General features: G+C 63.3%; 28 protein-coding genes and 1 pseudogene. 13 read left to right on the forward strand and 16 right to left on the reverse strand.

Features of this window, described 5'->3' with window-relative positions:
• Positions 1–302 precede the first annotated feature (302 nt).
• Entirely contained in the window at positions 303–1,103 is an 801-nt protein-coding gene (locus tag PPA02S_RS10810; RefSeq protein ID WP_028634760.1) for a cytochrome c, read from the forward strand.
• Positions 1,104–1,139: 36 nt separating this feature from the next.
• On the opposite strand, the gene PPA02S_RS10815 is transcribed toward PPA02S_RS10810, so the two are convergent.
• The 4 genes from PPA02S_RS10815 to PPA02S_RS10830 form a co-directional block, all read right to left on the reverse strand.
• Positions 1,140–1,472 carry a ribonuclease E inhibitor RraB gene (locus PPA02S_RS10815; RefSeq protein WP_028634759.1) on the reverse strand — a complete coding sequence of 111 codons (333 nt, stop codon included), beginning with the start codon at positions 1,470–1,472 and terminating at the stop codon, positions 1,140–1,142.
• 175 nt (positions 1,473–1,647) lie between these two features.
• Entirely contained in the window at positions 1,648–1,884 is a 237-nt protein-coding gene (locus PPA02S_RS10820) for a hypothetical protein (protein ID WP_028634758.1), read from the reverse strand.
• 123 nt (positions 1,885–2,007) lie between these two features.
• Positions 2,008–4,065 carry an LTA synthase family protein gene (locus PPA02S_RS10825; RefSeq protein WP_028634757.1) on the reverse strand — a complete coding sequence of 686 codons (2,058 nt, stop codon included), beginning with the start codon at positions 4,063–4,065 and terminating at the stop codon, positions 2,008–2,010.
• Positions 4,066–4,225: 160 nt separating this feature from the next.
• Positions 4,226–4,417, reverse strand: a complete 192-nt coding sequence (locus PPA02S_RS10830; RefSeq protein WP_028634756.1) for a PLDc N-terminal domain-containing protein — start codon at positions 4,415–4,417, stop codon at positions 4,226–4,228.
• Between the two features lie 128 nt (positions 4,418–4,545).
• Here PPA02S_RS10830 and PPA02S_RS10835 point away from each other — a divergent pair, with 128 nt between their 5' ends.
• On the forward strand, positions 4,546–5,481 hold the full coding sequence (locus PPA02S_RS10835; RefSeq protein ID WP_028634755.1) for a ZIP family metal transporter: 936 nt from the start codon (positions 4,546–4,548) through the stop codon (positions 5,479–5,481).
• 22 nt (positions 5,482–5,503) lie between these two features.
• Here PPA02S_RS10835 and PPA02S_RS10840 read toward each other — a convergent pair whose 3' ends face one another.
• Together PPA02S_RS10840 and PPA02S_RS10845 are read right to left on the reverse strand one after the other, a co-directional pair.
• A complete protein-coding gene (locus tag PPA02S_RS10840; RefSeq protein WP_028634754.1) occupies positions 5,504–6,034 on the reverse strand; it encodes a hypothetical protein in 531 nt (176 codons plus the stop codon).
• A 59-nt stretch (positions 6,035–6,093) separates the two neighbouring features.
• Positions 6,094–6,618, reverse strand: a complete 525-nt coding sequence (locus tag PPA02S_RS10845) for an ankyrin repeat domain-containing protein (RefSeq protein WP_028634753.1) — start codon at positions 6,616–6,618, stop codon at positions 6,094–6,096.
• Between the two features lie 269 nt (positions 6,619–6,887).
• Here PPA02S_RS10845 and PPA02S_RS10850 point away from each other — a divergent pair, with 269 nt between their 5' ends.
• Entirely contained in the window at positions 6,888–7,160 is a 273-nt protein-coding gene (locus tag PPA02S_RS10850; RefSeq protein ID WP_028634752.1) for a DUF3509 domain-containing protein, read from the forward strand.
• A 76-nt stretch (positions 7,161–7,236) separates the two neighbouring features.
• Here PPA02S_RS10850 and PPA02S_RS10855 read toward each other — a convergent pair whose 3' ends face one another.
• The 3 genes from PPA02S_RS10855 to aroC all read right to left on the reverse strand — a co-directional run bounded on the left by PPA02S_RS10855 (position 7,237) and on the right by aroC (position 10,081).
• Positions 7,237–7,773, reverse strand: coding sequence for a cupin domain-containing protein (locus tag PPA02S_RS10855; protein ID WP_028634751.1), 537 nt, complete (start codon positions 7,771–7,773; stop codon positions 7,237–7,239).
• Between the two features lie 6 nt (positions 7,774–7,779).
• Positions 7,780–8,928 carry an MFS transporter gene (locus tag PPA02S_RS10860; protein WP_028634750.1) on the reverse strand — a complete coding sequence of 383 codons (1,149 nt, stop codon included), beginning with the start codon at positions 8,926–8,928 and terminating at the stop codon, positions 7,780–7,782.
• Between the two features lie 67 nt (positions 8,929–8,995).
• Positions 8,996–10,081, reverse strand: a complete 1,086-nt coding sequence (gene aroC / locus PPA02S_RS10865) for a chorismate synthase (RefSeq protein ID WP_028634749.1) — start codon at positions 10,079–10,081, stop codon at positions 8,996–8,998.
• Between the two features lie 224 nt (positions 10,082–10,305).
• On the opposite strand from aroC, the gene PPA02S_RS10870 reads away from it, so the two are divergent.
• Together PPA02S_RS10870 and PPA02S_RS10875 are read left to right on the forward strand one after the other, a co-directional pair.
• A complete protein-coding gene (locus PPA02S_RS10870; protein ID WP_028634748.1) occupies positions 10,306–11,265 on the forward strand; it encodes an alpha/beta hydrolase in 960 nt (319 codons plus the stop codon).
• 63 nt (positions 11,266–11,328) lie between these two features.
• Positions 11,329–12,111: a hypothetical protein gene (locus PPA02S_RS10875; protein WP_028634747.1), complete on the forward strand. Its 783-nt coding sequence runs from the start codon at positions 11,329–11,331 to the stop codon at positions 12,109–12,111.
• A 34-nt stretch (positions 12,112–12,145) separates the two neighbouring features.
• Here the strand turns inward: PPA02S_RS10875 and prmB are convergent, their stop codons facing one another.
• A complete protein-coding gene (gene prmB, locus PPA02S_RS10880; RefSeq protein WP_028634746.1) occupies positions 12,146–13,054 on the reverse strand; it encodes a 50S ribosomal protein L3 N(5)-glutamine methyltransferase in 909 nt (302 codons plus the stop codon).
• A gap of 181 nt (positions 13,055–13,235) precedes the next feature.
• Here prmB and PPA02S_RS10885 point away from each other — a divergent pair, with 181 nt between their 5' ends.
• From PPA02S_RS10885 to PPA02S_RS10905, 5 genes are all read left to right on the forward strand, one after another.
• Entirely contained in the window at positions 13,236–13,826 is a 591-nt protein-coding gene (locus PPA02S_RS10885; protein WP_028634745.1) for a cysteine hydrolase family protein, read from the forward strand.
• A 61-nt stretch (positions 13,827–13,887) separates the two neighbouring features.
• On the forward strand, positions 13,888–14,208 hold the full coding sequence (locus PPA02S_RS10890) for a hypothetical protein (protein WP_028634744.1): 321 nt from the start codon (positions 13,888–13,890) through the stop codon (positions 14,206–14,208).
• Between the two features lie 54 nt (positions 14,209–14,262).
• The gene (locus PPA02S_RS10895; RefSeq protein ID WP_028634743.1) at positions 14,263–14,823 is read left to right on the forward strand and encodes a Smr/MutS family protein; all 561 of its coding nucleotides are present in this window, start codon (positions 14,263–14,265) and stop codon (positions 14,821–14,823) included.
• Positions 14,824–14,892: 69 nt separating this feature from the next.
• Positions 14,893–15,438 carry a GTP cyclohydrolase I FolE gene (gene folE, locus PPA02S_RS10900; RefSeq protein WP_028634742.1) on the forward strand — a complete coding sequence of 182 codons (546 nt, stop codon included), beginning with the start codon at positions 14,893–14,895 and terminating at the stop codon, positions 15,436–15,438.
• Between the two features lie 61 nt (positions 15,439–15,499).
• A complete protein-coding gene (locus PPA02S_RS10905; protein WP_028634741.1) occupies positions 15,500–15,871 on the forward strand; it encodes a glutaredoxin family protein in 372 nt (123 codons plus the stop codon).
• Positions 15,872–15,886: 15 nt separating this feature from the next.
• On the opposite strand, the gene PPA02S_RS10910 is transcribed toward PPA02S_RS10905, so the two are convergent.
• Positions 15,887–16,489, reverse strand: coding sequence for a glutathione S-transferase family protein (locus PPA02S_RS10910; protein WP_028634740.1), 603 nt, complete (start codon positions 16,487–16,489; stop codon positions 15,887–15,889).
• A 146-nt stretch (positions 16,490–16,635) separates the two neighbouring features.
• Between PPA02S_RS10910 and PPA02S_RS10915 the strand changes: the two genes are divergently transcribed.
• Positions 16,636–17,826 carry a benzoate/H(+) symporter BenE family transporter gene (locus PPA02S_RS10915; RefSeq protein ID WP_028634739.1) on the forward strand — a complete coding sequence of 397 codons (1,191 nt, stop codon included), beginning with the start codon at positions 16,636–16,638 and terminating at the stop codon, positions 17,824–17,826.
• A gap of 6 nt (positions 17,827–17,832) precedes the next feature.
• Here PPA02S_RS10915 and PPA02S_RS23620 read toward each other — a convergent pair whose 3' ends face one another.
• The 3 genes and pseudogenes from PPA02S_RS23620 to PPA02S_RS10925 all read right to left on the reverse strand — a co-directional run bounded on the left by PPA02S_RS23620 (position 17,833) and on the right by PPA02S_RS10925 (position 20,744).
• Positions 17,833–18,714 carry a methyl-accepting chemotaxis protein gene (locus tag PPA02S_RS23620; RefSeq protein ID WP_439646126.1) on the reverse strand — a complete coding sequence of 294 codons (882 nt, stop codon included), beginning with the start codon at positions 18,712–18,714 and terminating at the stop codon, positions 17,833–17,835.
• 27 nt (positions 18,715–18,741) lie between these two features.
• A pseudogene (locus PPA02S_RS23625) lies at positions 18,742–19,785 on the reverse strand (methyl-accepting chemotaxis protein); the annotation flags it as partial.
• A gap of 197 nt (positions 19,786–19,982) precedes the next feature.
• Entirely contained in the window at positions 19,983–20,744 is a 762-nt protein-coding gene (locus PPA02S_RS10925) for an SDR family oxidoreductase (protein ID WP_028634737.1), read from the reverse strand.
• A 175-nt stretch (positions 20,745–20,919) separates the two neighbouring features.
• Here PPA02S_RS10925 and PPA02S_RS10930 point away from each other — a divergent pair, with 175 nt between their 5' ends.
• Positions 20,920–21,921 (forward strand): NADP-dependent oxidoreductase, encoded by a 1,002-nt coding sequence (locus PPA02S_RS10930; protein ID WP_080667888.1) that lies wholly within the window; start codon positions 20,920–20,922, stop codon positions 21,919–21,921.
• A 43-nt stretch (positions 21,922–21,964) separates the two neighbouring features.
• Here the strand turns inward: PPA02S_RS10930 and pyrF are convergent, their stop codons facing one another.
• Positions 21,965–22,666, reverse strand: a complete 702-nt coding sequence (pyrF, locus tag PPA02S_RS10935; protein ID WP_028634735.1) for an orotidine-5'-phosphate decarboxylase — start codon at positions 22,664–22,666, stop codon at positions 21,965–21,967.
• A 183-nt stretch (positions 22,667–22,849) separates the two neighbouring features.
• On the opposite strand from pyrF, the gene PPA02S_RS22630 reads away from it, so the two are divergent.
• On the forward strand, positions 22,850–23,017 hold the full coding sequence (locus PPA02S_RS22630) for a DUF2897 family protein (protein ID WP_080667887.1): 168 nt from the start codon (positions 22,850–22,852) through the stop codon (positions 23,015–23,017).
• A gap of 135 nt (positions 23,018–23,152) precedes the next feature.
• Here the strand turns inward: PPA02S_RS22630 and PPA02S_RS10940 are convergent, their stop codons facing one another.
• Positions 23,153–23,488 (reverse strand): ComEA family DNA-binding protein, encoded by a 336-nt coding sequence (locus PPA02S_RS10940; protein WP_028634734.1) that lies wholly within the window; start codon positions 23,486–23,488, stop codon positions 23,153–23,155.
• Between the last annotated feature and the right edge of the window lie 152 nt (positions 23,489–23,640).

Raw genomic sequence — 23,640 nt, forward strand, 5'->3', positions numbered from 1 at the left:
AACGCAGGCCCTACTGTTGGTTGTATATCACGTAACACGAGGCAAGCAGTCACCCCGCAACACGGTGCCACTGTGATCGACCCGAAGCGCGACAAGGAAGCCAACGGGTATTCAGGAATAACAACAAGAAGGCGGTCAGCCATGTTCAGACATTCAAAAGTTCGCCAGGCCGGGCTCATACTCTTCGCCACCACCTTGCTGCTGATCTTGCCGAACCTCACACGTTTGTTCGGTTGAGCGCAGCGCTGGCGCCAACGGGCGAGGCACAGGTAACCTGCCGGCCTCAATGGTCGGAGCTTTCCATGCGTTACTGCCTCATCCTGCTTGCACTGGTTGCAGGCCTGCCCGTCTGGGCTGCACAACTGCACCTCGAATTAGGCACCGGTGAACGCCAATGGAGCAGCGAAGCGCTGCTGGCTCACCCGCAGGCGCAGGCCATTGCGGTCGACCACGATGTCTCGTACAAGCGGCCTATGCACTACCGGGCAGTGCCCCTGAGCGCATTGCTGGAGGGCATTGGCCCTGATGATCATCTGCAGGCCGTTGCAAACGATGGCTTCGCGGCAGAAATGCCGGCCGCACCCTTGCTGCAAGAGGGCCCGGCCAGGGCGTGGTTGGCAGTGGAAGACCCGGCCCGCCCCTGGCCGGCACTAGGCAAGGGCAAGGGCAGTGCCGGGCCGTTTTACCTGGTCTGGACCCACCCACAGGCAAGTGGCATACGGCCAGAGCAATGGCCATTCCAGATCGCGACGCTGCGCAAGCTTGCGCCCGTGCAAACGCGCTTCCCAGCGCTGCTCCCCGACCCGCAACTGCCTGCGCACAGCCCCGAACAGCGAGGGTTTGCCCTGTTTCAACAAAACTGCCTGGTGTGCCATACCCTCAACGGTGCTGGTGATGGGCAAGTGGGCCCAGACCTGAACACCCCGTACAACCCGACGGAATACTTCCAGCCTGCCTACCTGCGCATGCTGATCCGCAACCCGCAAAGCGTGCGGCACTGGCCCCAGGCAAAGATGCCGGGGTTTACCGTTGATGTGCTGAGTGAACATGACCTGGATGAACTGTTGGCCTACCTGGCCCATATGGCTGGGCGCAGGCCTTGAAACCCAGGGCCGCACGGCGACCCTGAACGCCATGGATCAAGCGGTAAGCCGCTCCTGTTTGACGCCCCACCCTTCCACTTCACCCCCATAGGGTGTCACCAGCTGTTCGAAGGTTTCCTCGAAATCGCCGATGCCGCCATGGGTGGCGTACATGACCTTGCTCAGCTCCAGGTGCCACCCCCCATCGCCCAGCTCGGTGACCTGGGCATTGAGCGACTCGCCCCGGAACTGCGTGGCTGCACGCCGCGCTGCAGCCTCGTCCGGGAACACGGCATAGAACTCGATGGGGTGGATTTGAGTAAAGTCGAAACCGCCTGCCTTCATCTGACGCAGGACGTTGCTGCTGATGTCGTCGTTTTGGCTGCTCATGAATCGTCCTCCTAAGTAACGCGATGGATAGACTTTCCGTGCACTACGCACCTGCCGGTAATGGCCTGGCAGTTCGAGCTGTTGCAAGACGCGAGTTGAAGAGGTACCTGCCCGCAGAACGGCAGGCACCTTCCAGCAGCGTAGTGCCCTTGCAGGCACCACGCAAACCTGTGATTCAGGGCGCTTCGTGGATGCTGGTGATGGTGACGCCGCTATGCTCCTTGAGCCAGCGTGCCGTGGGGGAAATGGCCCGGTCCTGAAAATCGTTGAGGTCCAGCTCATCCATGACCGGGAACAACTGCGTGCGTATCGCACGTGCGGCGTCTTCCTCGCTGGGGCAATGTTCGGCCTGCAGCACGATCGAAGACGGTGCGCCTTTCTGGTCGGCAAAGATGACTTCCCACTCTTTCATCGAACGAGCCCTCTCAATCAAACGACATCTGGTTTGCGATGCCTGAATTACTGACCTTGGGCCTGGGAGAATGTTCAGAAAGTTGCGGGCTGCCTGAGGGGCAGCCCGCTGCCTGTTAGGGCGCTACTTGGGCGTGCCGTGCACGACCCCTGCGGTGTTGTCCAGCAGGCTCTTGGTGGCGGTCTGAATGAAGGCTTCCAGCTGCTTGAGCATCTGCGGCTGGTCCGGGCTTTCAATCAGCTCGGCCTTGAATTCACGGCCCAGCTGGTAGCGATACAGCCGCGGGTTCATGTCCTTGGACTCGATCAGCACACGGTCGCCCTGCACCAGGCCGACGATCTGCTCGCTGCCCGATGGCTTGATCATGCCCACGCCCTGATCGCCTGCAGGCAGGTTGAGCAGGTCACGGCCCCAGCACTGGTGGCGGGTTTCGCCACCCAGGCGGCCCATGATGGTGGGCACGATGTCCACCTGGGTGCCGACGGTGTGGTTGACCGCACCGAACTTCTCCTGGATACCTGGCGCAATGAGCAGCAGCGGCACGTTGAAGCGGCCCAGGTCCAGCTCGGTGACCTGCTGGTGGTTACCGAAGCCGTGGTCGCCAACGATCACGAACAGGGTGTCCTTGAAGTAAGGTTCTTTGCGGGCCTTCTCGAAGAACTGGCCCAGCGCCCAGTCCGAGTAGCGCATGGCGGTGAGGTGCTCGTCCAGGGTGCCCTGGCCGGTGACTTTCTCCACCGGCAGGTTGGCGGGCAAGGCGTACGGGGTGTGATTGGACAGGGTCTGCAGCAAGGCGTAGATCGGCTTCTTGCCGTCATGCTTGGCCAGCTCCTGGTTGCCACGGTCGAACATGTCCTGGTCGGACACGCCCCAGGTGGGGTCGGAGAACACCGGGTTGACGAAGTCGTTGCGGCCAATGAACGTGGTCATGCCTTGGTTGCCGAAGAACCCGGACTGGTTGTCCCAGGCAAAGTCACCGTTGTACACGTAGACGTCGTCGTAATCCCGGGCACTGAGCAGCGCCGGCAGGCCAGAAAGCTTGTGGCCACCTTCCGGGGTTTGCATCAGGTACTCGAAGCCCGGCAGGTTGGGGAAGCACGCCATGGTGGCGAACATGCCCTGGTGGGTATGGGTGCCATTGGAGAAGAAGCGGTCGAACAACAGCCCTTCCTTGGCCAGCTTGTCGAAGTACGGGGTGATGTTGTTGGGGCTGCCCAGCGCGCCCACCGAGTGGCCGGCAAAGCTTTCCATCAGGATCACCACCACGTTCTTGATCGGCAGCGTGTTTGCGGCAGGTGGCAGGAAGTCACGGCGCACGGCGGCTTCGTCGGCATCCACCAGGGTGTCGTTGGGCGTCAGCAGTTGCTGGCGCACGGTCTGGGTGGCCACGCCTTGCTCCAGCACCGGCTTCCAGATGTTGGCGCGGTCTTCACCGAAACGGCTCTTGGCCGCATCGATCAGCGTCAGGGTACCGTTCAGGCCCAGCTGGTTGACGAAGTTGGAGTCGGTGGTGAACGCATCCCCCCATCGCATCGGTGGGCCCTGGCGCAAGGTGCCACGGGCGGCGACCACGGCCACCAGCAAAATCACCATGAATACCGCCAGCCGGTTGTACCAGGGGGCGACACGCTGCACGCCATCACCACGGGTAGCGCGGTCGACACCCTTGAACAACAGGCTGAGCAGCCAGGTGCCGAATGCCCAGGCCAGCAGGTAGAGCACCACCGGGAAACCGTACCAGAGCATGCTCATGACGGTCTTGGGGTCTTCCTTGATGTACTGGAACACCAGGCCGTTCAGGCGCTGGTGGAACTCGCGGTAGAAGTCCAGCTCCATCAGGCCGAGGAACATCACCACGCTGGATGTGAGGGTGAGCCAGAAACGGAACACCCCGCGCCGCGCCATGGCCCACGGGCTGAGCAACGCCAGCAGCAGCGGCACGCTGATGTACACCACCACCCGCAGGTCGAAGCGCAACCCGTTGAGGAAGCCCTCGGCAACGGTTGCAGCAGGCGTATCGCCGATCATGTCGCTGTTGTAGACCAGCAGCGCAAGGCGCACGAGGCTGAGCATCAGCATGATGACCAGCGCGCTCAGCAGCGTGTAGGCCAGGTGGGATTTGAGGGTGGGCGAGAACGACGCTCGCGCGCCCCATTGCTTCAAGGCGTCCGGGTTGGCCATGAACGGGAAGGTCCTAGAATTGCGGTTTGCGAAGAGCGCGACGGCGGAGGGCCATCGCAGCATTGTGCGGGAGCGGATTCTGTTTAAATCATTGTGAAAATTTTGTCACGGCCCGATTGGCCACTGGCGGCATCGCGGCCGGGCGCCCGGCCGCCAACGGTCAGATACGCACGTTGCCGCGGGGGCCGGCGATGGCCCATATCACCAGGCCAACCACGGGTAGCAGCGCGATCAGCAGTATCCACAGCACCTTGCTGCCCACCTCGTTGCCGCTCTTGATCACGTTGAGAATGGCCCAGATGTCCAGCGCCAGAATGATCAGGCCTACCAGGCTGTTGAACGTCGATCCCATGCCATGCACTCCAGTTCAGGGGTTGATGCTGCATAGCATAGCCAGCTATTACACCGATAGAGCGGAATCCTTGGCGCCAGGCTCGGGTCACTGCTTAGACTGCCTTGTCTTTTGAACCCGAGGTTTGCATGCCCCCTGTACACAGTCACAGCGCCGCCGCTTCCCCGCTGAGCACCTGGCGGCAACACATCGCCAACAACCCATGGGTAGGCGCCGGCCTTGTTCTCAGCTTGCTGGCGGTGGTCGTGCTGCTGGGCGCCAGCCTGTGGAATGCCGTGCACGGCGACCATTCGCAGCACCTGCACCTGGCGGCGGTAGGTGGCCTGGCAGGGTTCGGTGCCACGGCACTGGGTGCAATATTGGCGGTGGTGCTGCGTGACGTGAGCACGCGCAGCCAGGATGTGATGCTGGGGTTCGCAGCAGGCATGATGCTGGCGGCCAGCTCGTTCTCGCTGATTCTGCCGGGCCTGGATGCCGCGCGGGACATCACCGGCAACGGCCCTGCTGCGGCGTTCGTGGTGGTGGTCGGGATGGGCCTGGGGGTATTGCTGATGCTCGGGCTGGACCGCTTCACCCCCCACGAGCATGAGCGGGTGGGCGTGGCCGGCCCGGAAACCGAGCGGTTCAGCCGGGTGTGGCTGTTCGTGCTGGCAATCACCCTGCACAACCTGCCCGAAGGCATGGCGATAGGTGTCAGCTTCACCAATGGCGACATGAACATCGGGCTACCGCTGACCACCGCCATCGCCATCCAGGACATCCCTGAAGGGCTGGCGGTTGCACTGGCCTTGCGCGCTACCGGCCTTTCGAACCTGAAGGCCGCCCTGGTGGCGATAGGGTCCGGGCTGATGGAGCCCTTGGGTGCAGTGATCGGCCTGGGCATATCCACGGGTTTCGCGGTCGCCTACCCTATCAGCATGGGGCTTGCAGCCGGGGCGATGATTTTTGTGGTCAGCCACGAGGTCATCCCGGAGACCCACCGCAATGGCCACCAGACCTCGGCAACCCTGGGCCTGATGGGCGGCTTTGCAGTGATGATGTTCCTCGATACCGCACTGGGCTGAGCCCCGCGCCTGTGCACGTCGTTTACAGGTGCACGGCAACCTTCAACGCTTCCAGGGCAGGTTCAACCTTGATGCCCAACGCCGCACCCAGCTCCGTCACCCGTGCCAGGTCATGCTGGCCGACCATGACCATTTGCAGTTCGTCATCGAGCAACTGGCTGAAGTTGAGCAGCACGTACCCCCCTGCTTCCTTGTTCAAGGCACCCATCTGCACCTGGATGCGGTTGAGCGCGGTCAGCGGCTCGGTGCGTGCCAGTTGCTTGGGCTTGAGGGTAAGCGGCACGCTTTGGTCAAACGAGCCGCTGATGTGCTCGAACAGCTCCTGGTAGCTGTCGGCCTGGAAGACCACGGTATCGGGCAAGCTGCCGAGCACTACCCACTCGCCCAGGGGTATGGGGAAGCTGTCGTCATAGTTGATGTCGGGGTTGGCGGCAAGAAATGCCGCCGGGTCGGCGTAGGCCTGGGCAGCCTCATCGGCAATGCGCTCGATATCGGCCTCACGCATGCAGCCTGCGCCAATGAGGCTGATGAATTCGAGCAACTGAATTTTCATGAACGGGGCCTGCGGCGGGTAAAAAGGTGCCAAGGATAGCCGCAAATGCCCCCGTGAGGTTAGCCGGCCAGCGCTTGCAGGCGCGCCGCGGCGTCTACTGCGCCCATGGTGTGGGCCGCAACAAGGGCAGTGGCACCCCGTGCATCCTGGCGCGCCGGGTCTGCGCCTTGGGCCAGCAGGTAGTCGAGGATCTCCAGGCGGTTGAACATGGCCGCCAGCATCAGCGCCGTGCGCCCGTCCTGCGCGGCTGCATCTACCGGTACGCCGTTCTCGAGCAGCAGGCGGATCATCGCCATGTCGCCCTTGAACGCGGCCCCGGCAATGGGCAACTGGCCGTTATCGTTGGCGATCAGCGCATCGGCACCGTGGGCCAGCAGCACACGCACCGCATCATGGTGGCCGTGGTAGCTGGCCAGCATCAACAGGGTATCGCCCTTCTGGTTGCGCAGGTTCACGGGCAGGCCGCTGGCGAGCAAGCGCTCGAGCATCTCGGCGTCGCCTTGGCGGGCGCGGTCGAACACTTGTTCGGCAAAGGCGGCGGCTTCGTCGGCGGTCATTTGAGAGGGCGCGGCTTGGGTCTGCATGGGGGAACCTCCTGGCAATAATCGGTGCCTAAGTGTTTGTCAGGCCCCGGTTGCGGGTCAAAGGTTCAGAATCTATCGCTGCGATAGCCAACGAGCCCCGCCGTGCAAAATGCACTGTGCAAATTGCACGACCTTGCAGCTTGCACGGAGACCCTTCTTGAAGTAAGCCGCAAACCATTGATTTATATGGGTTTTTGCAATATCCAAAAGCTGGCACGGTCACTGCAATCTACAACTTCACGATTGCCCTACACCTGTCAGGAGTTGCCATGAACCTTATCCAGGAAAAATTCGTTTCGGTCTTTTCGGCTTACCAGGTTGCTACCCAGCCTCGTCCGGACGGCGGTGTTCTCCTGACCCTGCGCGCCGCTGACGGCAAGGTGACCCGCCGTGTGCTCACCTACGGGCAACTGCACAGCGCCGAACAGCTGTCCTGGGCCATCAGCGCCATCCGCCGCGACCTGGCCGAACAAGCCAGTGAGCTGCCGGTGATCAGCATGCTGCAAAGCCAACAACGCTTCGCCCTGCCGACCTACCGCTGAGTGGTCGCCTGCCTGAGCTGGCCTGTTGGCGGGTGACGCCCGATGGATTCACCCTCGAACAGACCAGCAAGGCCCATCAAAGTTCGTCGATTCCCAAAAACGCCCGTGCGGCGTCATCGCCCGTATATAACGGATTTGCACTCTGCTCGCTCGCATAGAGCCTGAACGCAAGGCAAAACGGGGTTTCGCCCAACTCCACCCAGCGCCGCGTGTTCGCCGGTATGGTCAACTGATCGCCTTTCTCGCACACCACTGAATACACCCACCCGCCCAAGCGCAAGCCCAGTTGCGCACGGCCGCTGATCACCGCAAACACTTCCTGGCCGTCATGGGTGTGCTCTTCCCGCAGCGCTAATGCGTCAACCTGCTCGCCGTCGCGGTTCACCAGCCGATAGACAGGGCTGGCGTGGGTGGTCATGAGTCGGTCAAGGTGATCACCACATGCGACCAGCACGTCTGCCTCGGCTGTGCCTGGGCGTATCCAAAGACCATGCTCGGCGTGGATCAAAGACACCCCGTGCTCGGCCAGCGCCGCCTCGATGTCTTCGCGGTGGGTCAGCACCTTGTTGGGCAATGCCGGGCTGGAAGGGTCAAATACGCAGAGAATGCTCATCAGCGGTCAGGTCCTGGTCGGTTGCGAACGGGTCGCCATGATAACGGCTGCAGCCAGCGCCGAGGCGCTGGCCATACCAAAGGTGAAGCCTGGCCCCAGCCATGTCCAGCTGTAGCCCGCGTACAGCGCGCCAAGCGCCCCGCCGGTGCCTGAAAGCGCGGCGTAAAGGGCCTGGCCCTGACCTTGCTGGCGCGGCCCGAAACTGGCCTGCACGAATGCGATGCTGGCAGCGTGAAAGCAGCCGAAGGTGGCAGCATGCAGCAACTGTGCGAACACCAGTACCCCAGGCTCCGCCGCCAGGTTGCCCAACAGCAACCACCGCACGGCCGCCAGCACGAAGCTGGCCAGGAGCACCCGCTGGATACTGAACCGCGCGAACAGGCGGCTCATGGCCATGAACATCAACACCTCAGCCACCACGCCCAACGCCCACAGCAACCCGATGGCGCCGCGGCTGTAGCCCAGGTGTTCCAAGTGCAAGGTCAAGAAGGTGTAGTAAGGCCCGTGGCTCAGTTGCATCAGTGCCACGCACACATAGAACGCCACCACACCGGGCGCTCGCAGCTGGTGCAGAAAACCGCCAGCTGCGCGGCGCTCGCCCTGCTCGACGGGCTGGGCATTGGGTACCCACAGGCTGGCGGCGACGATGCCAGCCATGATGGCCACCAGGGCGACCGGGTAGATGTCCAGGCTCAACCACTCGAACAGGCGGCCCAGGCCGACCACGGTCAGGATGAAGCCAATCGACCCCCACAGGCGTACCTGGCTATAGCGCGCGGTTTGGCCATGCAGGTGTGCCAGGGTGATAACTTCGAACTGGGGCAGCACTGCATGCCAGAAGAAAGCGTGCAACGCCATGACCAGTGCCAGCCAGGCGTAGCTTTTGCCCAGAAAAATCAGGGAAAAGGTCGCCAGCGTGCACAATGCCCCCAGGCGCACGATAAGCAGCCGCTGGCCCGTGCGGTCCCCCAGCCAGCCCCACAGGTTGGGGGCGATGCAGCGCATCAGCATGGGGATGGCCACCAGCTCGCCAATACGTGCCGGCGTGAAGCCCAGGTGGTCAAAGTACAGTGCCAGAAACGGCGCCGTGGAGCCCAGCAGGGCGAAATAGAACAGGTAAAAGCTGGACAACCGCCAGTAAGGGATCGCGGGCATGGAATGGCCTTTGTGGCCTGCTGCGGGTGCTCCGCTAGGCGAAACACCCGGCACGGGCGGGTAAACGCTAGCGCAGTACGGGCGTGGCGACCTTGACGTCGGCGTTCTGTGCGCGGTGGCGCAGCAAGTGGTCCATCAGGGCAATGGCCATCATCGCCTCGGCGATCGGCGTGGCGCGGATGCCCACACACGGGTCATGCCGGCCTTTGGTGATGACTTCCACGGGGTTACCGTGCACATCGATGGAGCGGCCTGGCACGGTGATGCTGGACGTTGGCTTCAAGGCCAGGTGAGCGACGATTGGCTGGCCGGAAGAGATGCCGCCCAGGATGCCACCGGCGTTGTTACTGAGGAAACCTTGCGGGGTCATCTCGTCACGGTGCTCGGTACCGCGCTGTGCCACGCTGGCAAAGCCCGCGCCGATTTCCACGCCCTTGACCGCGTTGATGCTCATCAGGGCATGTGCAAGCTCGGCGTCCAGGCGGTCGAAGATCGGCTCGCCCAGGCCAGGCATCACGCCTTCGGCGACCACGGTGATCTTGGCCCCGACCGAGTCCTGGTCACGGCGCAGCTGGTCCATGTAGGCCTCAAGCTCCGGCACCTTGCTGGGGTCTGGGCTGAAGAAAGCATTCTGTTCTACCGACTCCCAGGTTTTGAACGGGATCTCGATCGGGCCCAGCTGGCTCATGTAGCCACGCACCGTGATGCCCTGGGTAGCCAGGTACTTTTTGGCGATGGCACCGGCAGCCACACGCATGGCGGTTTCACGGGCCGAACTGCGGCCACCGCCGCGGTAGTCACGCTCACCGTACTTGTGGTGGTAGGTGTAATCGGCGTGAGCGGGGCGGAACAGGTCCTTGATTGCGGAGTAGTCCTTGGACTTCTGGTCGGTGTTGCGGATCAACAGGCCGATCGAGCAGCCCGTGGTACGGCCTTCGAACACACCGGACAGGATTTCCACCTCGTCGGCTTCCTGGCGCTGGGTGGTGTGCCGGCTGGTGCCGGGTTTGCGCCGGTCGAGGTCGTGCTGCAGGTCGGCCAGGGAGATTTCCAGGCCTGGCGGGCATCCATCGACAATGGCGACCAACGCCGGGCCATGGCTCTCGCCTGCGGTGGTGACAGTGAACAGCTTGCCATAGGTATTGCCGGACATGGACGCTCCGCGAGATCTGCCTGAGATGAACGAAAGGCGGCAGTATACAGGATGGGGCTGGGAGGTGGCGTGGCGTACAAACCAGGCGGTCGCGTGCGCCTGTCACAGGCCTGACTGGCCCGATCATCTAGGGCGCGGGGCGCGATGGCGTGGCGGGCCCGCGCAGAACCTTCCACTGCGCGTAAGGTCAAAGTGCTATCCCCCTACCCAAGTAGCCCCGCACCATGCCGCGCCTTGTCGCCCTGTTGTTCCTGCTGTTCACTGGCCTGGCCCAGGCCGCCACCCCTACCGTCCTGCAGCGCCCCATCGACCTGGATACCGGCCAAGGCATATTGCACGGCAGCCTGCTGCTGCCCCAGCAGGCTACACCACCGCCGGTGGTGCTGATCATCGCAGGCTCCGGGCCCACCGACCGTAACGGCAACAACCCCGCTTCCGGCCGGGTCGATAACCTCAAGCGCCTGGCCCTGCTGCTGGCCAACCAGCACATCGCCAGCGTGCGCTACGACAAACGCGGCGTGGCCGCCAGCCAACCCGCCACCCCAGACGAACGCGACCTCAGCGTGGAGCGCTACGTGGCCGATGTCGTGGCCTGGAGCCGCAAGCTCAAAGCTGACCCACGCTTCGGCCAGCTGATTCTCATCGGCCACAGCGAAGGCGCACTCATCGCCAGCCTTGCCGCCGAGCAGGCCGGTGCCAGCGCGGTGATCAGCCTGGCCGGCAGCGGCCGGCCCATGGCTGACGTACTGCGCGAGCAATTGGCCGAACGCCTGCCCCCCGCTCAACTCGCCCGCGGCAGCGAACTGCTGGACCGCCTGCAGGCCGGCCAGACCAGCCTGGACGTGCCCGCGCCCTTGCGCCAGGTGTTCCGCCCCAGCGTGCAGCCCTACCTGATCACGTTGTTCCGCCAGAACCCGGCCCAGGCCTTCGCACGCCTCACCGTGCCGGCGCTGATCGTGCAGGGGCGCAACGATGTGCAGGTGGATGTGGCGGACGCCGAACGCCTGAAGGCGGCCAAGCCCGATGCTCAACTAGTTCTGATTGACGGCATGAACCACATGCTGCGTATCAGCCCCAAAAGCATGAGCCAGCAACGCGACAGCTACTTGAACCCCGAGCTGCCACTGGCCCGGGAGCTGGGCGAGCAGATCGTCACGTTCATCCAGCACCTGCCGCCAGCCTAATGCCCGGCCTCAGGTCTGCGGCATGCCTGCCGATACAGCAGGCATAGCCAAGGACATGCCCTGATGACCACAACACCTACTGCCACAGAGCCGGCCGAAGACCCCCAGCCAACCCCCGCCCTGCCCTGGGCGGATTTGGCCGTCGAGCATTACCAGTTGCTGCGCCTGGCCGCCCTGCCCATCGACCGGGCCACCGGCCCACGGCCGCTGCGCTACGTGCAGTTCGGCCATGCCGAGCGCCACGACACCGAACACAGCCTGCTGCGCATGCACATCCAGCTGCCCGGCCAGAAGGTGCACAAAGGGCAGAACCGCCTGGACATCCGCGTGGACCACCGTGAAAAACGGGTGCGCATCGGGGATGAGCACGGCTTGCAGCTGGAGCCGGTAAACCGCGGCCTGGGGCGCTTTTTGCTAGCACAGGCCGCGCAATGGCTCAAACGCAGGTGGCCCAGCTACCAGGTGGAGGAATTCAAGCTGCCCAGCAAGGACGCCCTGCAGGAGGAATCACGCCTGCGCCGTGACCATTGCCTGCGCGGCGCGGGCCTGGAAGTGGAATACGAAGAAGGCCAGGTACTCAAGGGCCACACTGTGGCAACCACCGCCGGGCAGTTGCCAACCACCTGGAACAGCGAGCGTGTCCAGCAGGTGGGCATTCTGGAGGCTGCGCAATTGTTGCAGCAGGCAGAGCAGCAACTGCAGGAAACCAGCGCCCAATTGCGCGAACGCGACGAGCGCGTGGCTAAATATCAGCGCGAAGACAGCGGCTTGCGCTTCACCATCACGTGCCTGGTCGCGTTCGCGCTGTTCCAGGCAGGCCTGCTGATCTGGATCGCCACGCGCTAGCCAACAGGGGGCTGCGGCACAGCCCCCACGCGGTTTACACCTTGGAAGCGAACAACGCCTGATGCTGGCGGCACTGTTCGGCGGTGAGCATGAACACCCCATGGCCCCCGCGCTCGAACTCCAGCCAGGCGAAGTCCACGTCCGGGTACAGGGCTTCGACATGCACCTGGCTGTTGCCCACCTCCACAATCAACAAGCCCTTTTCAGTGAGGTGGTCAGCCGCCTCGGCCAACATGCGCCGCACCAGGTCCAGGCCGTCTGCACCGCAGGCCAGGCCAAGCTCAGGCTCGTGGTGATATTCGGCAGGCATGTCGTCGAAGTCTTCGGCATCGACGTAGGGCGGGTTGGAAAGGATCAGGTCGAAGCGCTGCCCTGGCAACCCGGCAAAGCCGTCGCCCTGCACCGTGTACACTCGCCCGTCCAGGCCGTGACGCTCGATGTTCTGGTTGGCCACTTCAAGGGCCTCGAACGACAAGTCGCCCAGCACCACTTCGGCCTGGGGGAACACATCCGCCGCCACGATACCGATGCAACCGGACCCCGTGCACAGGTCCAGAATGCGTGCAGGCTCGCTGGCCAGCCACGGCTCAAGGCGGTTTTCCAGCAGTTCGCCGATGGGCGAGCGCGGCACCAGCACACGTTCGTCGACGATGAACGCCATGCCGCAGAACCAGGCCTCGCCCAGCAGGTACGCCGTAGGTACGCGCTCTTCGATGCGGCGCTTGAGCAGGTGCTGCAACTGCACACGCTCGGCGTCTTCGAGCATGCAGTCCAGGTAGCTGTCGGCCACTTCCCACGGCAGGTGCACCGCCCCCAGCACCAGCAGCCTCGCCTCGTCCCAGGCGTTGTCAGCCCCGTGGCCGAAGAACAGCTCATGTTCGTGGAAGCGGCTGACCGCCCAACGGATGTAGTCGCGCAGCGTGCGCAGACGGGATGTGATCACGGGGTACTCCTAATTCAGACCGTACAAAAGTCTAACAGCCCAAGCCGCTGATTTGTTCCCTCGGATCGCCTGCGAGGTAGCCACAGGCCAGTAACCACGCCACTTGCGATGTCAACCATTCCCATTGGCGCGCAGGCAGGGGAGAATAGGCCCATGAAAGCCCTACACCAAGGAGCCCTTGATGTCCGTTCCAACCACGATGTTCCGCCTCACTGGCCGCGATTACCCGCCGGCCAGGCTGAGCCATGCCAGCCTGATCATCATCGATGCGCAAAAGGAGTACCTCAGCGGGCCCCTGGCGCTGTCGGGCATGGACGAGGCCGTGGCCAACATCGCCCGGTTGCTCGACGCCGCGCGCAAAAGCGGCCGGCCAATCATTCATGTTCGCCACCTGGGCACCGTAGGCGGCCGCTTCGACCCGCAGGGCCCGGCCGGCCAGTTCATCCCCGGGCTGGAGCCGCTGGAAGGCGAAACCATCATTGAAAAGCGCATGCCCAACGCGTTCAAGAACACCAAACTGCATGAAACGCTGCAGGAGCTGGGCCACCTGGACCTGATCGTGTGCGGTTTCATGAGCCATTCCAGCGTCAGCACCACCGTGCGCCGGGCCAAGGACTATGGTTACCGCTGTACCCTGGTGGAAGATGCCTCGGCCACCCGCGACCTGGCGTTCAAGGACGGGGTGATCCCGGCTGCACAGATCCACCAGTGTGAAATGGCCGTGATGGCCGACAACTTCGCCTGCGTGGCGCCCACCGCCAGCCTGATCTGAGGGCGCGGAACCCGCGGGGCCGGTGCAAGTCCAACTGCCCACAGGCACAGAGGAGAGCGGGATGAAGCTCAAAGGCAGTATCGACGCCAAGCGCTTGCGCCCGCGCCAACCACGTCACTGGGGCGCCCGTCTGGGGGCTGCCCTCTCGGCCCTGCTGGCAACGCTTGGCGTGCTGCTGGCGATGGCCGGCGTGGCCGGCCTGCTGGGCAATTACCCGGCCCTGGCAGAGCTCAATGCCAACAAACTCCTGGCAGGCGTACTGACCGCCGCGGGGCTGCTGCTGTTATGGCTGGGCGTGCGGTTCTGGCGGCTCAGCCGTATCCGCCTGCGCCGTTCACGGGAGCTGAACCTGTCGCCACACCTGATGAAAAAGCACGATTGACCTCCGCATTGCACTGCGCAGTCGCGTAAACTACGCGGCCCACGTGGAGGCATCATGCAAGACGACGATTTTTCCCTGTTCAAAGCCGAAGTGCGCGGCGTCAAGCCGATCAAGCACGACAGGGCCGAGGTCGGCAAACCCAAGGCCGATCGCCAGCAACTGGCCGGCCTGCGCCAGTCGGCCACCGTGCGCAGCGACAAAGCCTTGGTCATCGATGGTATGTCCGACCAGTTCGTCATCGACGTGGGCGCCGAGGACGAGCTGATGTGGCGACGTGACGGTGTGCAGGAAACCCAGCTGCGCAAACTCAAGCTCGGGCAGATCCCGTTCGAAGGCAGCCTTGACCTGCATGGCATGACCGTGGAAAAGGCCCGGGAAACCCTGTGGGCCTTCATCGCCGAAGCCACACGCCTCGAGGTACGCTGCGTGCGCGTGACCCACGGCAAAGCGGCGCGGCTGGACGGCAAGCGCCCCATGATCAAGAGCCACGTCAACACCTGGCTGCGCCAGCACCCCCAGGTGCTCGGGTTCGCCTCCTGCAATGCCCGCCACGGCGGCACCGGGGCCGTCTACGTGATGCTCAAACGAACCATGCTTGAAGGCCGGGACGAGTAACGCCGCGCTTGCAGCGCCGCCCTCGCCGCCGTAACCTTCGTTTTTGCGATTTTTCCAACAGGTAGATCCATGTCCCTGGAACAGAACTACACCGAGATCCTCAGCCAGATTGGCGAGGACGTCTCCCGTGAGGGCCTGCTCGACACGCCCAAGCGGGCTGCAAAGGCGATGAAGTATCTTTGCCGCGGTTATGAACAAACACTGGAAGAAGTGACCAACAACGCGTTGTTCAGTTCCGACAACAGCGAAATGGTACTGGTCCGGGATATCGAGCTGTACTCGATGTGCGAACACCACATGCTGCCTTTCATTGGCAAGGCCCACGTGGCCTACCTGCCCAAAGGCAAGGTGCTGGGCCTGTCCAAGGTGGCGCGCATTGTCGACATGTACGCCCGCCGCCTGCAAATCCAGGAAAACCTCAGCCGCCAGATTGCCGAGGCCGTGCAGCAGGTTACTGGGGCAGCAGGCGTTGCCGTGGTTATCGAAGCCAAGCACATGTGCATGATGATGCGCGGCGTAGAGAAGCAGAACTCCAGCATGATCACTTCGGTGATGCTGGGCGAGTTCCGCGAAAACGCGTCCACCCGCAGCGAGTTCCTCAGCCTGATCAAGTGATTGGCTGCAAGCCCCAGGCCGACCCTTGCCAGGTCGGCTTTTTCATTTCAGGAGTTGCCCCATGATCGTCAAAGCCCTGCGGGTTGGCCTCGGCCAGCTCATCGTCTTCGCAGACTTGATCAGCCGCCCAGCCAAGCTCAAGCGCGAGCCGGCAGCCCAGGCCCGCGTCGCCGAGGCGGCCAAGGGCCTGGCGCTGTACCAGTTTCATGCCTGCCCGTTCTGCGTTAAAACCCGCCGCACTCTGCACCGCCTGAATGTGCCGGTGGCACTGCTTGACGCCAAGAACGACCCACAGCACCGCCAGGCGCTGCTGGAAGGCGGTGGCCGGGTGAAGGTACCGTGCCTGCGCATCGAGCAAGATGGCAAGGTGACCTGGATGTATGAATCCAAGGCCATCATCGCCTACCTGGATGAACGCTTCGCTGCCGGCTAACGCTGGGGCCGCCCCTTACCCCACCATCGGCACATGCCGCGGGTGGCTGCTGACGCGCTCGAGCCAGGCGCGTACCGCCGGGTAATCCGCCAGGTCAAAGCCGCCTTGGTGGGCCACATGGGTGTAGGCGTACAGCGCCACATCGGCAATGGAGTACTGCTCGCCCACCAGGTAGGGGGTCATCTGCAGTTGCCGCTCCATCACGCGCAGTGCCTTGTAGCCGCCTTTGTGCAGTTTGCGGTACTCCTCCAGCCGCGCTTCGGGCAAGCCCAGGTAGAACTGGATGAATCTGGCCACGGCAATGTACGGCTCATGGCTGTACTGCTCGAAAAACTGCCACTGCAACACTTGGGTGCGCAGGCGTGGCTCGGTGGGCAAGAACTCGCTGCCATCGGCGAGGAAGTTGAGAATGGCGTTGGACTCCCACAGGTAGGTGCCGTCTTCCAGCTCCAGAACCGGCACCTTGCCGTTGGGGTTCATCGCCAGAAACGCCGGGGTTTCGGTTTCGCCCTTGAGAATGTCCACCGGGTGCCACTCGCAGGGCCGGCCCAACAGGCTCAACATGAGCTTGACCTTGTAGCAGTTGCCCGACTGGTAGTCGCCATACACCTTGTACATCACCCCTCCCCCTGCAAAGCAGTTGTGCAATAGCGCCCAATAGTTGGCGACTGTACGGTTAAAAGCAATCGCCGCTGTATGACAAACCTCGCCGCGGCTGGCGGTAGTCTGAAAAAACTGCCTACACCCTGACAAGGATCTTGTTCATGCCCCATGCCACCCCCGCACGCCTGAGGCCCCTGGCCGATACCTCGGCATCGGCCATTGTCGCCGGCTTCATCGCCATGCTGACCGGCTATACCAGCTCGTTGGTATTGATGTTCCAGGCCGGCCAGGCAGCCGGGTTGACCACCGCGCAGATCTCGTCGTGGATCTGGGCGCTGTCGATTGGCATGGCAGTGTGCAGCATCGGCCTGTCACTGCGCTACCGCACCCCCATCACCGTGGCCTGGTCTACACCTGGCGCAGCGCTGCTGATCACCAGCCTGGGTGGGGTGAGTTACGGCGAAGCCATCGGTGCCTACATCACCTGTGCCCTGCTGGTGCTGGCCTGCGGGTTGACCGGCAGCTTCGAGCGGCTGGTCAAACGCATCCCAGCGTCCCTGGCCTCGGCACTGCTGGCCGGCATCCTGTTCAAGATCGGCAGTGAAATCTTCGTCGCGGCGCAGCACCGCACCTTGCTGGTGCTGGGCATGTTCTTCAGCTACCTGCTGGTCAAACGCCTGTCGCCGCGCTACTGCGTACTGGCGGCGCTGGTGGTGGGCACTGCGTTGTCCGGCGCCTTGGGCCTGCTGGACTTCAGTGGCTTTCACCTGGAGGTCGCGAAGCCGGTGTGGACCACCCCCAGCTTCTCGCTGGCTGCCACCATCAGCATCGGCATCCCCTTGTTCGTTGTGGCGATGACCTCGCAGAACATGCCGGGTGTGGCCGTGCTGCGTGCAGACGGCTACCAGGTCCCGGCCTCTCCGCTGATTTCCGCCACGGGGTTTGCTTCGTTGCTGCTGGCGCCGTTCGGGTCCCACGGGGTCAACCTGGCGGCGATCAGTGCGGCCATCTGCACAGGCCCGCACGCCCATGAAGACCCTGGCAAACGCTATACCGCTGCGGTGTGGTGCGGGCTGTTCTATGGGATCGCCGGGGTATTCGGCGCAACGCTGGCCGCGCTGTTTGCCGCCTTGCCCAAAGAGCTGGTGCTGTCGATTGCCGCGCTGGCGCTGTTCGGCTCGATCATGAACGGGCTAACCGTGGCCATGAGCGAAGCGCGCGAACGAGAAGCTGCGGTCATCACCTTCATGGTCACGGCGTCGGGGCTGACGCTGTTCTCGATCGGCTCGGCGTTCTGGGGCATCGTGGCCGGGGTCTTGGCGCTGGTGATCCTCAACCCCCGCCGCAGCTGACACGGGTCACAACCGGAAATGGCCCACCATGCCCTTGAGGTCGGTGCCCAACTGCGCCAGTTCCACACTCGACCTGGCGCTGCCCTGCATGGCCAGCGCCGCCTGGTCAGCACTGCTGCGAATCTGCGTGACACTGCGGCTGATTTCCTCCGCCACCGAGCTCTGTTCCTCTGCCGCTGCCGCTATTTGCTGGTTCATCTGTTGGATCAATGACACCGCCGCCGCAATGCTGCCCAGGGCACTTTCAGTGTGCAGCGCATCGGCCACCGCCAGGCGTACCAGCTCGGTACTGCCCCTGATCTGGGCCACCGACTGCTGGGCGTTGCCACGCAAGCTGGCCACCAGGGTTTCGATCTGCTCGGTGGACTGCCGGGTACGCCGCGCCAGGGCACGCACCTCGTCGGCCACCACGGCAAAGCCCCGCCCCTGTTCACCGGCACGGGCTGCCTCGATGGCCGCATTCAGCGCCAGCAGGTTGGTCTGCTCGGCCACGCTCTTGATCACCTCCAGCACATCGCCGATGGTATGGATTTCGGAGCTGAGGCTGTCGATGCCGGCACTGGCCGTTTCTGCCGCTGCCGCCAACTGCTCGATACGCTGCATGCTCTGGCGCACCACCTGCTGCCCGGAATCGACCTTCTCGTCCGCCGCCTGGGCCGCCTGCGCGGCCTCTTCGGCGTTGCGCGCCACATCATGCACGGTCGCCGTCATCTGCTGCATGGCGGTGGCCACTTGTTCGGTTTCTTCTTTCTGGCTGCCCACCTCACGGTTGGTCTGCTCGGTCACGGCTGACAGCGCCTGGGCGTTGCCGGCCAGTTGCTCGATACCTTGCTGCAACCCGCTGACGATGCCCGACAACCCTGCCGCCATCTGCTGCATGGCTTGCATCAGTTGCCCCACCTCGTCACGGCGCGGGGCCGGTGCCTCGAATGCCAGTTCGCCGTCAGCAATGCGCCGGGCGCGGGCGATCACGTGCTTGAGGGGGCCGACCACGGCGCGGGTAATCAGCCAGGCGGCCAGAATGCCGACCAGCAGCGCCAGCCCCGTGGCCACGGCAATCGCTACTGCATTGCGTTGCAGGTCACCCTGCAGGGCCTGCTCCTGCCCCAGGTAGGCCTGGTCCACTCGGCCGGTTACCTGTTCGGCACTGGCCTGCAACTGGCCCTTCAGGCCCTGCTCCAGCGCCAGCTGATCGGTGTATTCATTGAGCTTTTCAGAGAAGCTGCCGATATGCCCCGCCACTTCGTTAAGCACGCTTTGGTAACCGCTGTCGGTCACCGCAGCCTGCAGCTGGGTCACGAGGGCTGCTGCTTCGACCGTTTGCGGGATGCGCGCTTGGCTCACGTCATCCTCACCTTTGCGGCTTTTGTCCAGGCGTACCCGGGCTTCATCCATGGCCTGCAACATCAGGCGCGACACCTGGGCAACCTGGGCGGCCTGCTCCAGGAACTCGCCACCCTGCTGCCCTTGGGACTGCTTGAGCGTGTACACCCCATCGTCGGCCAGGCCTGACTGCAGCACATCGAGGTTGTTGGCCACACTCGATACCGACCAACTGGCGGTATCCAGCGCCAGCTCCTTGGCCTGCACCGCCCCTACGAACGCTTCGAATGCCTTGCCGTAGGCCGCCAGGTCGGTTTCCGCTGCCGCCAGCGCCGGCTGTTCGCGCGCGCGCTCGGCCAGGCCCTTGAGGCCACCGCGCAACGCCTCGGCCTGCTTGATGTCGGAGCTGAGGGCAAAAGACTGCTCATGCTGGCGCAGCCGCAGCAAGTCGGTGTTGAATTGCGCCAACTGCCTCAGGCTGTCGAAGCGGTGGCCAACGCTGTACAGGGCAGCAATGCCGATAGCGGCCACTGCCAGGGTCAGCAACAGCACCAGGGCAAACCCCAGGGTGAGTTTGCGGGCCATGCCCAGGTTGGCCAACACACCCTGCTTGCTCGCGCCCATGCCCATGCCCATTCCCCTTCTGTGTGTCAGGTTATGCCGAAGGCCAAGGGTGGCAACGTTGCCAGCGCCGGAACAAGGGCCTGACGTCAGAATAGTGTCAAATAGCTATGAACGTGTCGCTAACAGCTTGCCGGAGGTCGCCTGGCATATTGAATGGAGGTTGGGGCGCGGGAATATTGCCCCTCAGCGACATCGTTACAGCTGCAGGTTCAGATCGCCGTGGCTCCACCGTCCACCGTCAGGCAATGGCCCGTAGTGAATGCCGCCCCGTCGCTGCACAGGTACAACACGGCGCTGGCAATTTCTTCGACTTTGCCAATACGCCCCACCGGGTGCATGGCGGCGGCAAACTCTGCCTTGCGCGGGTCGGCTTCGTAGGCGCGCCGGAACATGTCAGTGTCGATAACGGCGGGGCATACGGCGTTTACCCGCACGCCTTTTTTGGCGTACTCGATGGCTGCCGACTTGGTCAGGCCAATCACCGCATGCTTGGACGCACTGTAGATACTCATTTTGGGCGCCGCCCCCAGCCCCGCCACCGAGGCGGTATTCACGATGGCGCCGCCGCCTTGGGCCAGCAGCAGTGGCAGCTGGTACTTCATGCACAGCCATACACCCTTCACATTTACCCCCATGATCGCGTCGAACTGCGCTTCGCTGCCCTCGGGCAGGCGGCCCTGCTCGATCTCGATGCCGGCATTGTTGAAGGCATAGTCCAGCCGGCCATAGGCCGCGATCAGGTGTTCGTGCATCTGGCGCACCTGGCCTTCGCGGGTTACGTCACACTCGATGAACAGGGCCTCGCCGCCTGCGGCGCGGATCTGCGCCACCGTGGCTTCGCCGCCCACGGCATCCAGGTCAGCCACCACCACTTTCAAGCCCTCGCAGGCGAATGCCAGGGCCGTCGCCCGGCCAATACCGGCGCCGCCACCGGTGACCAGGGCCACCTGGCCCGCAAAACTCATGCTCATCGCCTGCTCCTGTGAGGGTGTGAAGGAGTTCAGAGCATAGTCAGCCGCTGACCGGGCGGGCAGCATCATCACATGAGCATTTGTGACACCATGCTTGTCAGTGATGTTACGCACTGCGTTTCATCAACAAGGTAAATTGGCCGTCTGACCCTTTCATTCTTCTCTAGGAGCCATCATGACCCAGACCAACCGCCGCTTCCTGCTCGTAAAACGCCCGGTCGGCGCCGTGCGCCGCGATGACTTCGGCTATGAAACGGTGCCCGTCGAACAGCCCGGCGAAGGCCAGGTACTGGTGCGTAACCTGTACCTGTCACTGGACCCGGCCATGCGCGGCTGGATGAACGAAGGCAAGTCCTACATCCCTCCGGTGGCCCTGGGGCAGGTGATGCGCGCCCTGGGTGTGGGCGAAGTGGTTGCCTCCAACCACCCGGGCTTCAAGCCCGGCGACCATGTTGGCGGGGCCCTGGGTGTGCAGGATTACTTCACCGGGGACGCACAGGGCCTGCACAAGATCGACCCCAACCTGGCACCCCTGCCCCGCTACCTGTCGGCGCTGGGCATGACCGGTATGACGGCCTACTTCGCCTTGCTGGAAGTGGGCCAGCCGAAGGCCGGTGACACGGTTGTGATTTCTGGCGCTGCCGGTGCGGTGGGTAGCATTGTCGGCCAGATCGCCAAGATCAAAGGGTGCCACGTGGTAGGCATTGCTGGCGGCAAAGAGAAGTGCCAATACCTGAAAGACGAACTGGGCTTCGACGGGGTAATCGACTACAAGGCCGAAGACGTACTGGCTGGCCTGAAACGCGAGTGCCCCAAAGGCGTGGACGTTTACTTCGACAACGTGGGCGGCGAGATTCTGGATGCCGTGCTTACCCGCATCAACTTCAAGGCGCGTATCGTGATTTGCGGCGCCATCAGCCAGTACAACAACAAGGAAGCCGTGAAGGGCCCGGCCAACTACCTGGCACTGCTGGTGAACCGTGCGCGCATGGAGGGCTTCGTGGTGATGGACCATGCCAAGGATTATGGCAAGGCGGCGCAGGAAATGGCCGGCTGGCTGGCCAGCGGGCAGGTCAAGAGCAAGGAAGATGTGGTGGAGGGGCTAGAAACCTTCCCTGAGACGCTGTTGAAGCTGTTCAACGGTGAAAACTTCGGGAAGCTGGTGCTGAAGGTGTGAATGCGTGGGGGCTGCTGTGCAGCCCCGCTTTTATCGCGCCAGCTTAGCCGCGAATTTCGGCAACCACCGCTGCCAGGGCCTGGGCCGGGTCGGCAGCCTGGCTGATTGGGCGGCCGATTACCAGGTAGTCAGAACCTGCATCCAGTGCCTGGCGCGGGGTAAGGATGCGGCGCTGGTCATCCTGGGCACTGCCCGCCGGCCGAATGCCTGGGGTTACCAATTGCAGGCCTGGGTGCGCCGCCTTCAGCGCTGGCGCTTCCAGTGCCGAGCACACCAGGCCGTCCATGCCGGCCTTCTGCGCCAGCGCAGCCAGCCTCAGCACCTGCTCCTGCGGGTCAACGTCCAAACCGATGCCGGCCAGGTCTTCACGCTCCATGCTCGTAAGCACGGTCACGCCGATCAGCAACGGCTGTGGGCCGCTGCGCTTGGCCAGCTCCTCACGGCACGCCGCCATCATGCGCAGGCCGCCCGAGCAATGTACGTTCACCATCCACACGCCCATCTCTGCCGCTGCTTTTACCGCCATGGCCGTGGTGTTGGGGATGTCGTGGAATTTCAGGTCCAGGAACACTTCGAAGCCCTTTTCACACAGGGTTTCGACAATGCCCGAAGCGCTGCTGGTGAACAGCTCCTTGCCAACCTTCACCCGGCACAGCGCGGGGTCTAGCTGGTCAGCCAGCTTCAGGGCGGCCTCACGGGTGGGGAAATCCAGGGCGACGATCAGGGGCGTCTGGCAGGCGGACATGGGCACGGTCTCTTGGCAAGTCGAAAACGGCGCGCATTGTAAACGATGTGGTGCAGGGTTGGGGGCTGCGGTTGATGGAAATGGCCAAGCGGTGAAGCGCGCCACGACTGTACCATTGAACCAACGAACTGCGTTGCCGATCAAAACCGGTAACTACGCTGCCATCCCGTAAGGAGAACGACAATGCCCTGGTATGCCTGGCTGATCCTGTTAGTAGCCCTTGGCTCCATCGTCGGCGGGCTGATGATGCTGCGCGACACGGCCAAGAAATTGCCCCTGACCGATGAGCAACTGCGCAAGGTGCATGAGCGCAATGCCGAGGCGGATGCCAAGGATGCTCAGAACCACTGAGCGGTATGTGTTTGTGTAGGTGCTAGCGTAGCTCGCGATGGGGTGCGTAGCGCCCCCGGCGATAGTGGCGGCGCAGCTACGGGGGTGGGGCCTTGGACCCCATCGCGAGCTGCGCTCGCTCCTACATGTGTGGTGTTACTCCACGGTGACTTTGTCGCGGTTGCGCTCTAGCAGCGCATTGCCGATGCCCTTGATTTCCAATAACTCATCTACCGAGGTAAATGGCCCGTGGGCTTCGCGGTACGCCACGATGGCCTCTGCCTTGGCCTTGCCGATACCGTTCAGTTCTTTCTGCAGCGTAGCCGCATCGGCCTTGTTGATGTCCAGGCGTAGCAGCGCTTCAGGGTGCTGTTGGGCGACCACCTGAAGCGGCTCCAGTACCGATGGCGTGCTAGCCGGTGCGGCGCTGAGGGAAAACGACAGACTGGCGAACAGGGGCAGTAGCAGATACGACAATACGTTGTTGCGCATGGTGAAACTCCTAGGGTTGATCAGTGTGCGGCAGCTTTTCCTTCGGCTGCGCAGACAACCCTAGCGGTGAAACCCGGCGTTAAACAGGCTGCAGGCGGGGTGAACGGTTACCAGTTAAGACACGCACCCATAAAGGTTTTCTTACCCGGAGC

It is taken from the genome of Pseudomonas parafulva NBRC 16636 = DSM 17004, from assembly GCF_000730645.1.
GTDB lineage: Bacteria > Pseudomonadota > Gammaproteobacteria > Pseudomonadales > Pseudomonadaceae > Aquipseudomonas > Aquipseudomonas parafulva.

What these genes read in the sequence shown, in the direction of transcription:
- PPA02S_RS10820 (WP_028634758.1), bottom strand. Translation starts at nt 1,884, where the DNA reads ATGAAAGAGTGGGAAGTCATCTTTGCCGACCAGAAAGGCGCACCGTCT.
- PPA02S_RS10905 (WP_028634741.1), top strand. Translation starts at nt 15,500, where the DNA reads ATGATCGTCAAAGCCCTGCGGGTTGGCCTCGGCCAGCTCATCGTCTTC.
- PPA02S_RS10890 (WP_028634744.1), top strand. Translation starts at nt 13,888, where the DNA reads ATGAAGCTCAAAGGCAGTATCGACGCCAAGCGCTTGCGCCCGCGCCAA.
- PPA02S_RS10940 (WP_028634734.1), bottom strand. Translation starts at nt 23,488, where the DNA reads ATGCGCAACAACGTATTGTCGTATCTGCTACTGCCCCTGTTCGCCAGT.
- PPA02S_RS10815 (WP_028634759.1), bottom strand. Translation starts at nt 1,472, where the DNA reads ATGAGCAGCCAAAACGACGACATCAGCAGCAACGTCCTGCGTCAGATG.
- PPA02S_RS10870 (WP_028634748.1), top strand. Translation starts at nt 10,306, where the DNA reads ATGCCGCGCCTTGTCGCCCTGTTGTTCCTGCTGTTCACTGGCCTGGCC.
- PPA02S_RS10855 (WP_028634751.1), bottom strand. Translation starts at nt 7,773, where the DNA reads ATGAGCATTCTCTGCGTATTTGACCCTTCCAGCCCGGCATTGCCCAAC.
- PPA02S_RS10830 (WP_028634756.1), bottom strand. Translation starts at nt 4,417, where the DNA reads ATGGGATCGACGTTCAACAGCCTGGTAGGCCTGATCATTCTGGCGCTG.
- PPA02S_RS10810 (WP_028634760.1), top strand. Translation starts at nt 303, where the DNA reads ATGCGTTACTGCCTCATCCTGCTTGCACTGGTTGCAGGCCTGCCCGTC.
- PPA02S_RS10835 (WP_028634755.1), top strand. Translation starts at nt 4,546, where the DNA reads ATGCCCCCTGTACACAGTCACAGCGCCGCCGCTTCCCCGCTGAGCACC.
- PPA02S_RS10930 (WP_080667888.1), top strand. Translation starts at nt 20,920, where the DNA reads ATGACCCAGACCAACCGCCGCTTCCTGCTCGTAAAACGCCCGGTCGGC.
- aroC (WP_028634749.1), bottom strand. Translation starts at nt 10,081, where the DNA reads ATGTCCGGCAATACCTATGGCAAGCTGTTCACTGTCACCACCGCAGGC.
- pyrF (WP_028634735.1), bottom strand. Translation starts at nt 22,666, where the DNA reads ATGTCCGCCTGCCAGACGCCCCTGATCGTCGCCCTGGATTTCCCCACC.
- PPA02S_RS10825 (WP_028634757.1), bottom strand. Translation starts at nt 4,065, where the DNA reads ATGGCCAACCCGGACGCCTTGAAGCAATGGGGCGCGCGAGCGTCGTTC.
- folE (WP_028634742.1), top strand. Translation starts at nt 14,893, where the DNA reads ATGTCCCTGGAACAGAACTACACCGAGATCCTCAGCCAGATTGGCGAG.
- PPA02S_RS23620 (WP_439646126.1), bottom strand. Translation starts at nt 18,714, where the DNA reads ATGCAAGCCATGCAGCAGATGGCGGCAGGGTTGTCGGGCATCGTCAGC.
- PPA02S_RS10915 (WP_028634739.1), top strand. Translation starts at nt 16,636, where the DNA reads ATGCCCCATGCCACCCCCGCACGCCTGAGGCCCCTGGCCGATACCTCG.
- PPA02S_RS10840 (WP_028634754.1), bottom strand. Translation starts at nt 6,034, where the DNA reads ATGAAAATTCAGTTGCTCGAATTCATCAGCCTCATTGGCGCAGGCTGC.
- PPA02S_RS10910 (WP_028634740.1), bottom strand. Translation starts at nt 16,489, where the DNA reads ATGTACAAGGTGTATGGCGACTACCAGTCGGGCAACTGCTACAAGGTC.
- PPA02S_RS10845 (WP_028634753.1), bottom strand. Translation starts at nt 6,618, where the DNA reads ATGCAGACCCAAGCCGCGCCCTCTCAAATGACCGCCGACGAAGCCGCC.
- PPA02S_RS10885 (WP_028634745.1), top strand. Translation starts at nt 13,236, where the DNA reads ATGTCCGTTCCAACCACGATGTTCCGCCTCACTGGCCGCGATTACCCG.
- PPA02S_RS22630 (WP_080667887.1), top strand. Translation starts at nt 22,850, where the DNA reads ATGCCCTGGTATGCCTGGCTGATCCTGTTAGTAGCCCTTGGCTCCATC.
- PPA02S_RS10875 (WP_028634747.1), top strand. Translation starts at nt 11,329, where the DNA reads ATGACCACAACACCTACTGCCACAGAGCCGGCCGAAGACCCCCAGCCA.
- PPA02S_RS10895 (WP_028634743.1), top strand. Translation starts at nt 14,263, where the DNA reads ATGCAAGACGACGATTTTTCCCTGTTCAAAGCCGAAGTGCGCGGCGTC.
- PPA02S_RS10860 (WP_028634750.1), bottom strand. Translation starts at nt 8,928, where the DNA reads ATGCCCGCGATCCCTTACTGGCGGTTGTCCAGCTTTTACCTGTTCTAT.
- PPA02S_RS10850 (WP_028634752.1), top strand. Translation starts at nt 6,888, where the DNA reads ATGAACCTTATCCAGGAAAAATTCGTTTCGGTCTTTTCGGCTTACCAG.
- PPA02S_RS10925 (WP_028634737.1), bottom strand. Translation starts at nt 20,744, where the DNA reads ATGAGCATGAGTTTTGCGGGCCAGGTGGCCCTGGTCACCGGTGGCGGC.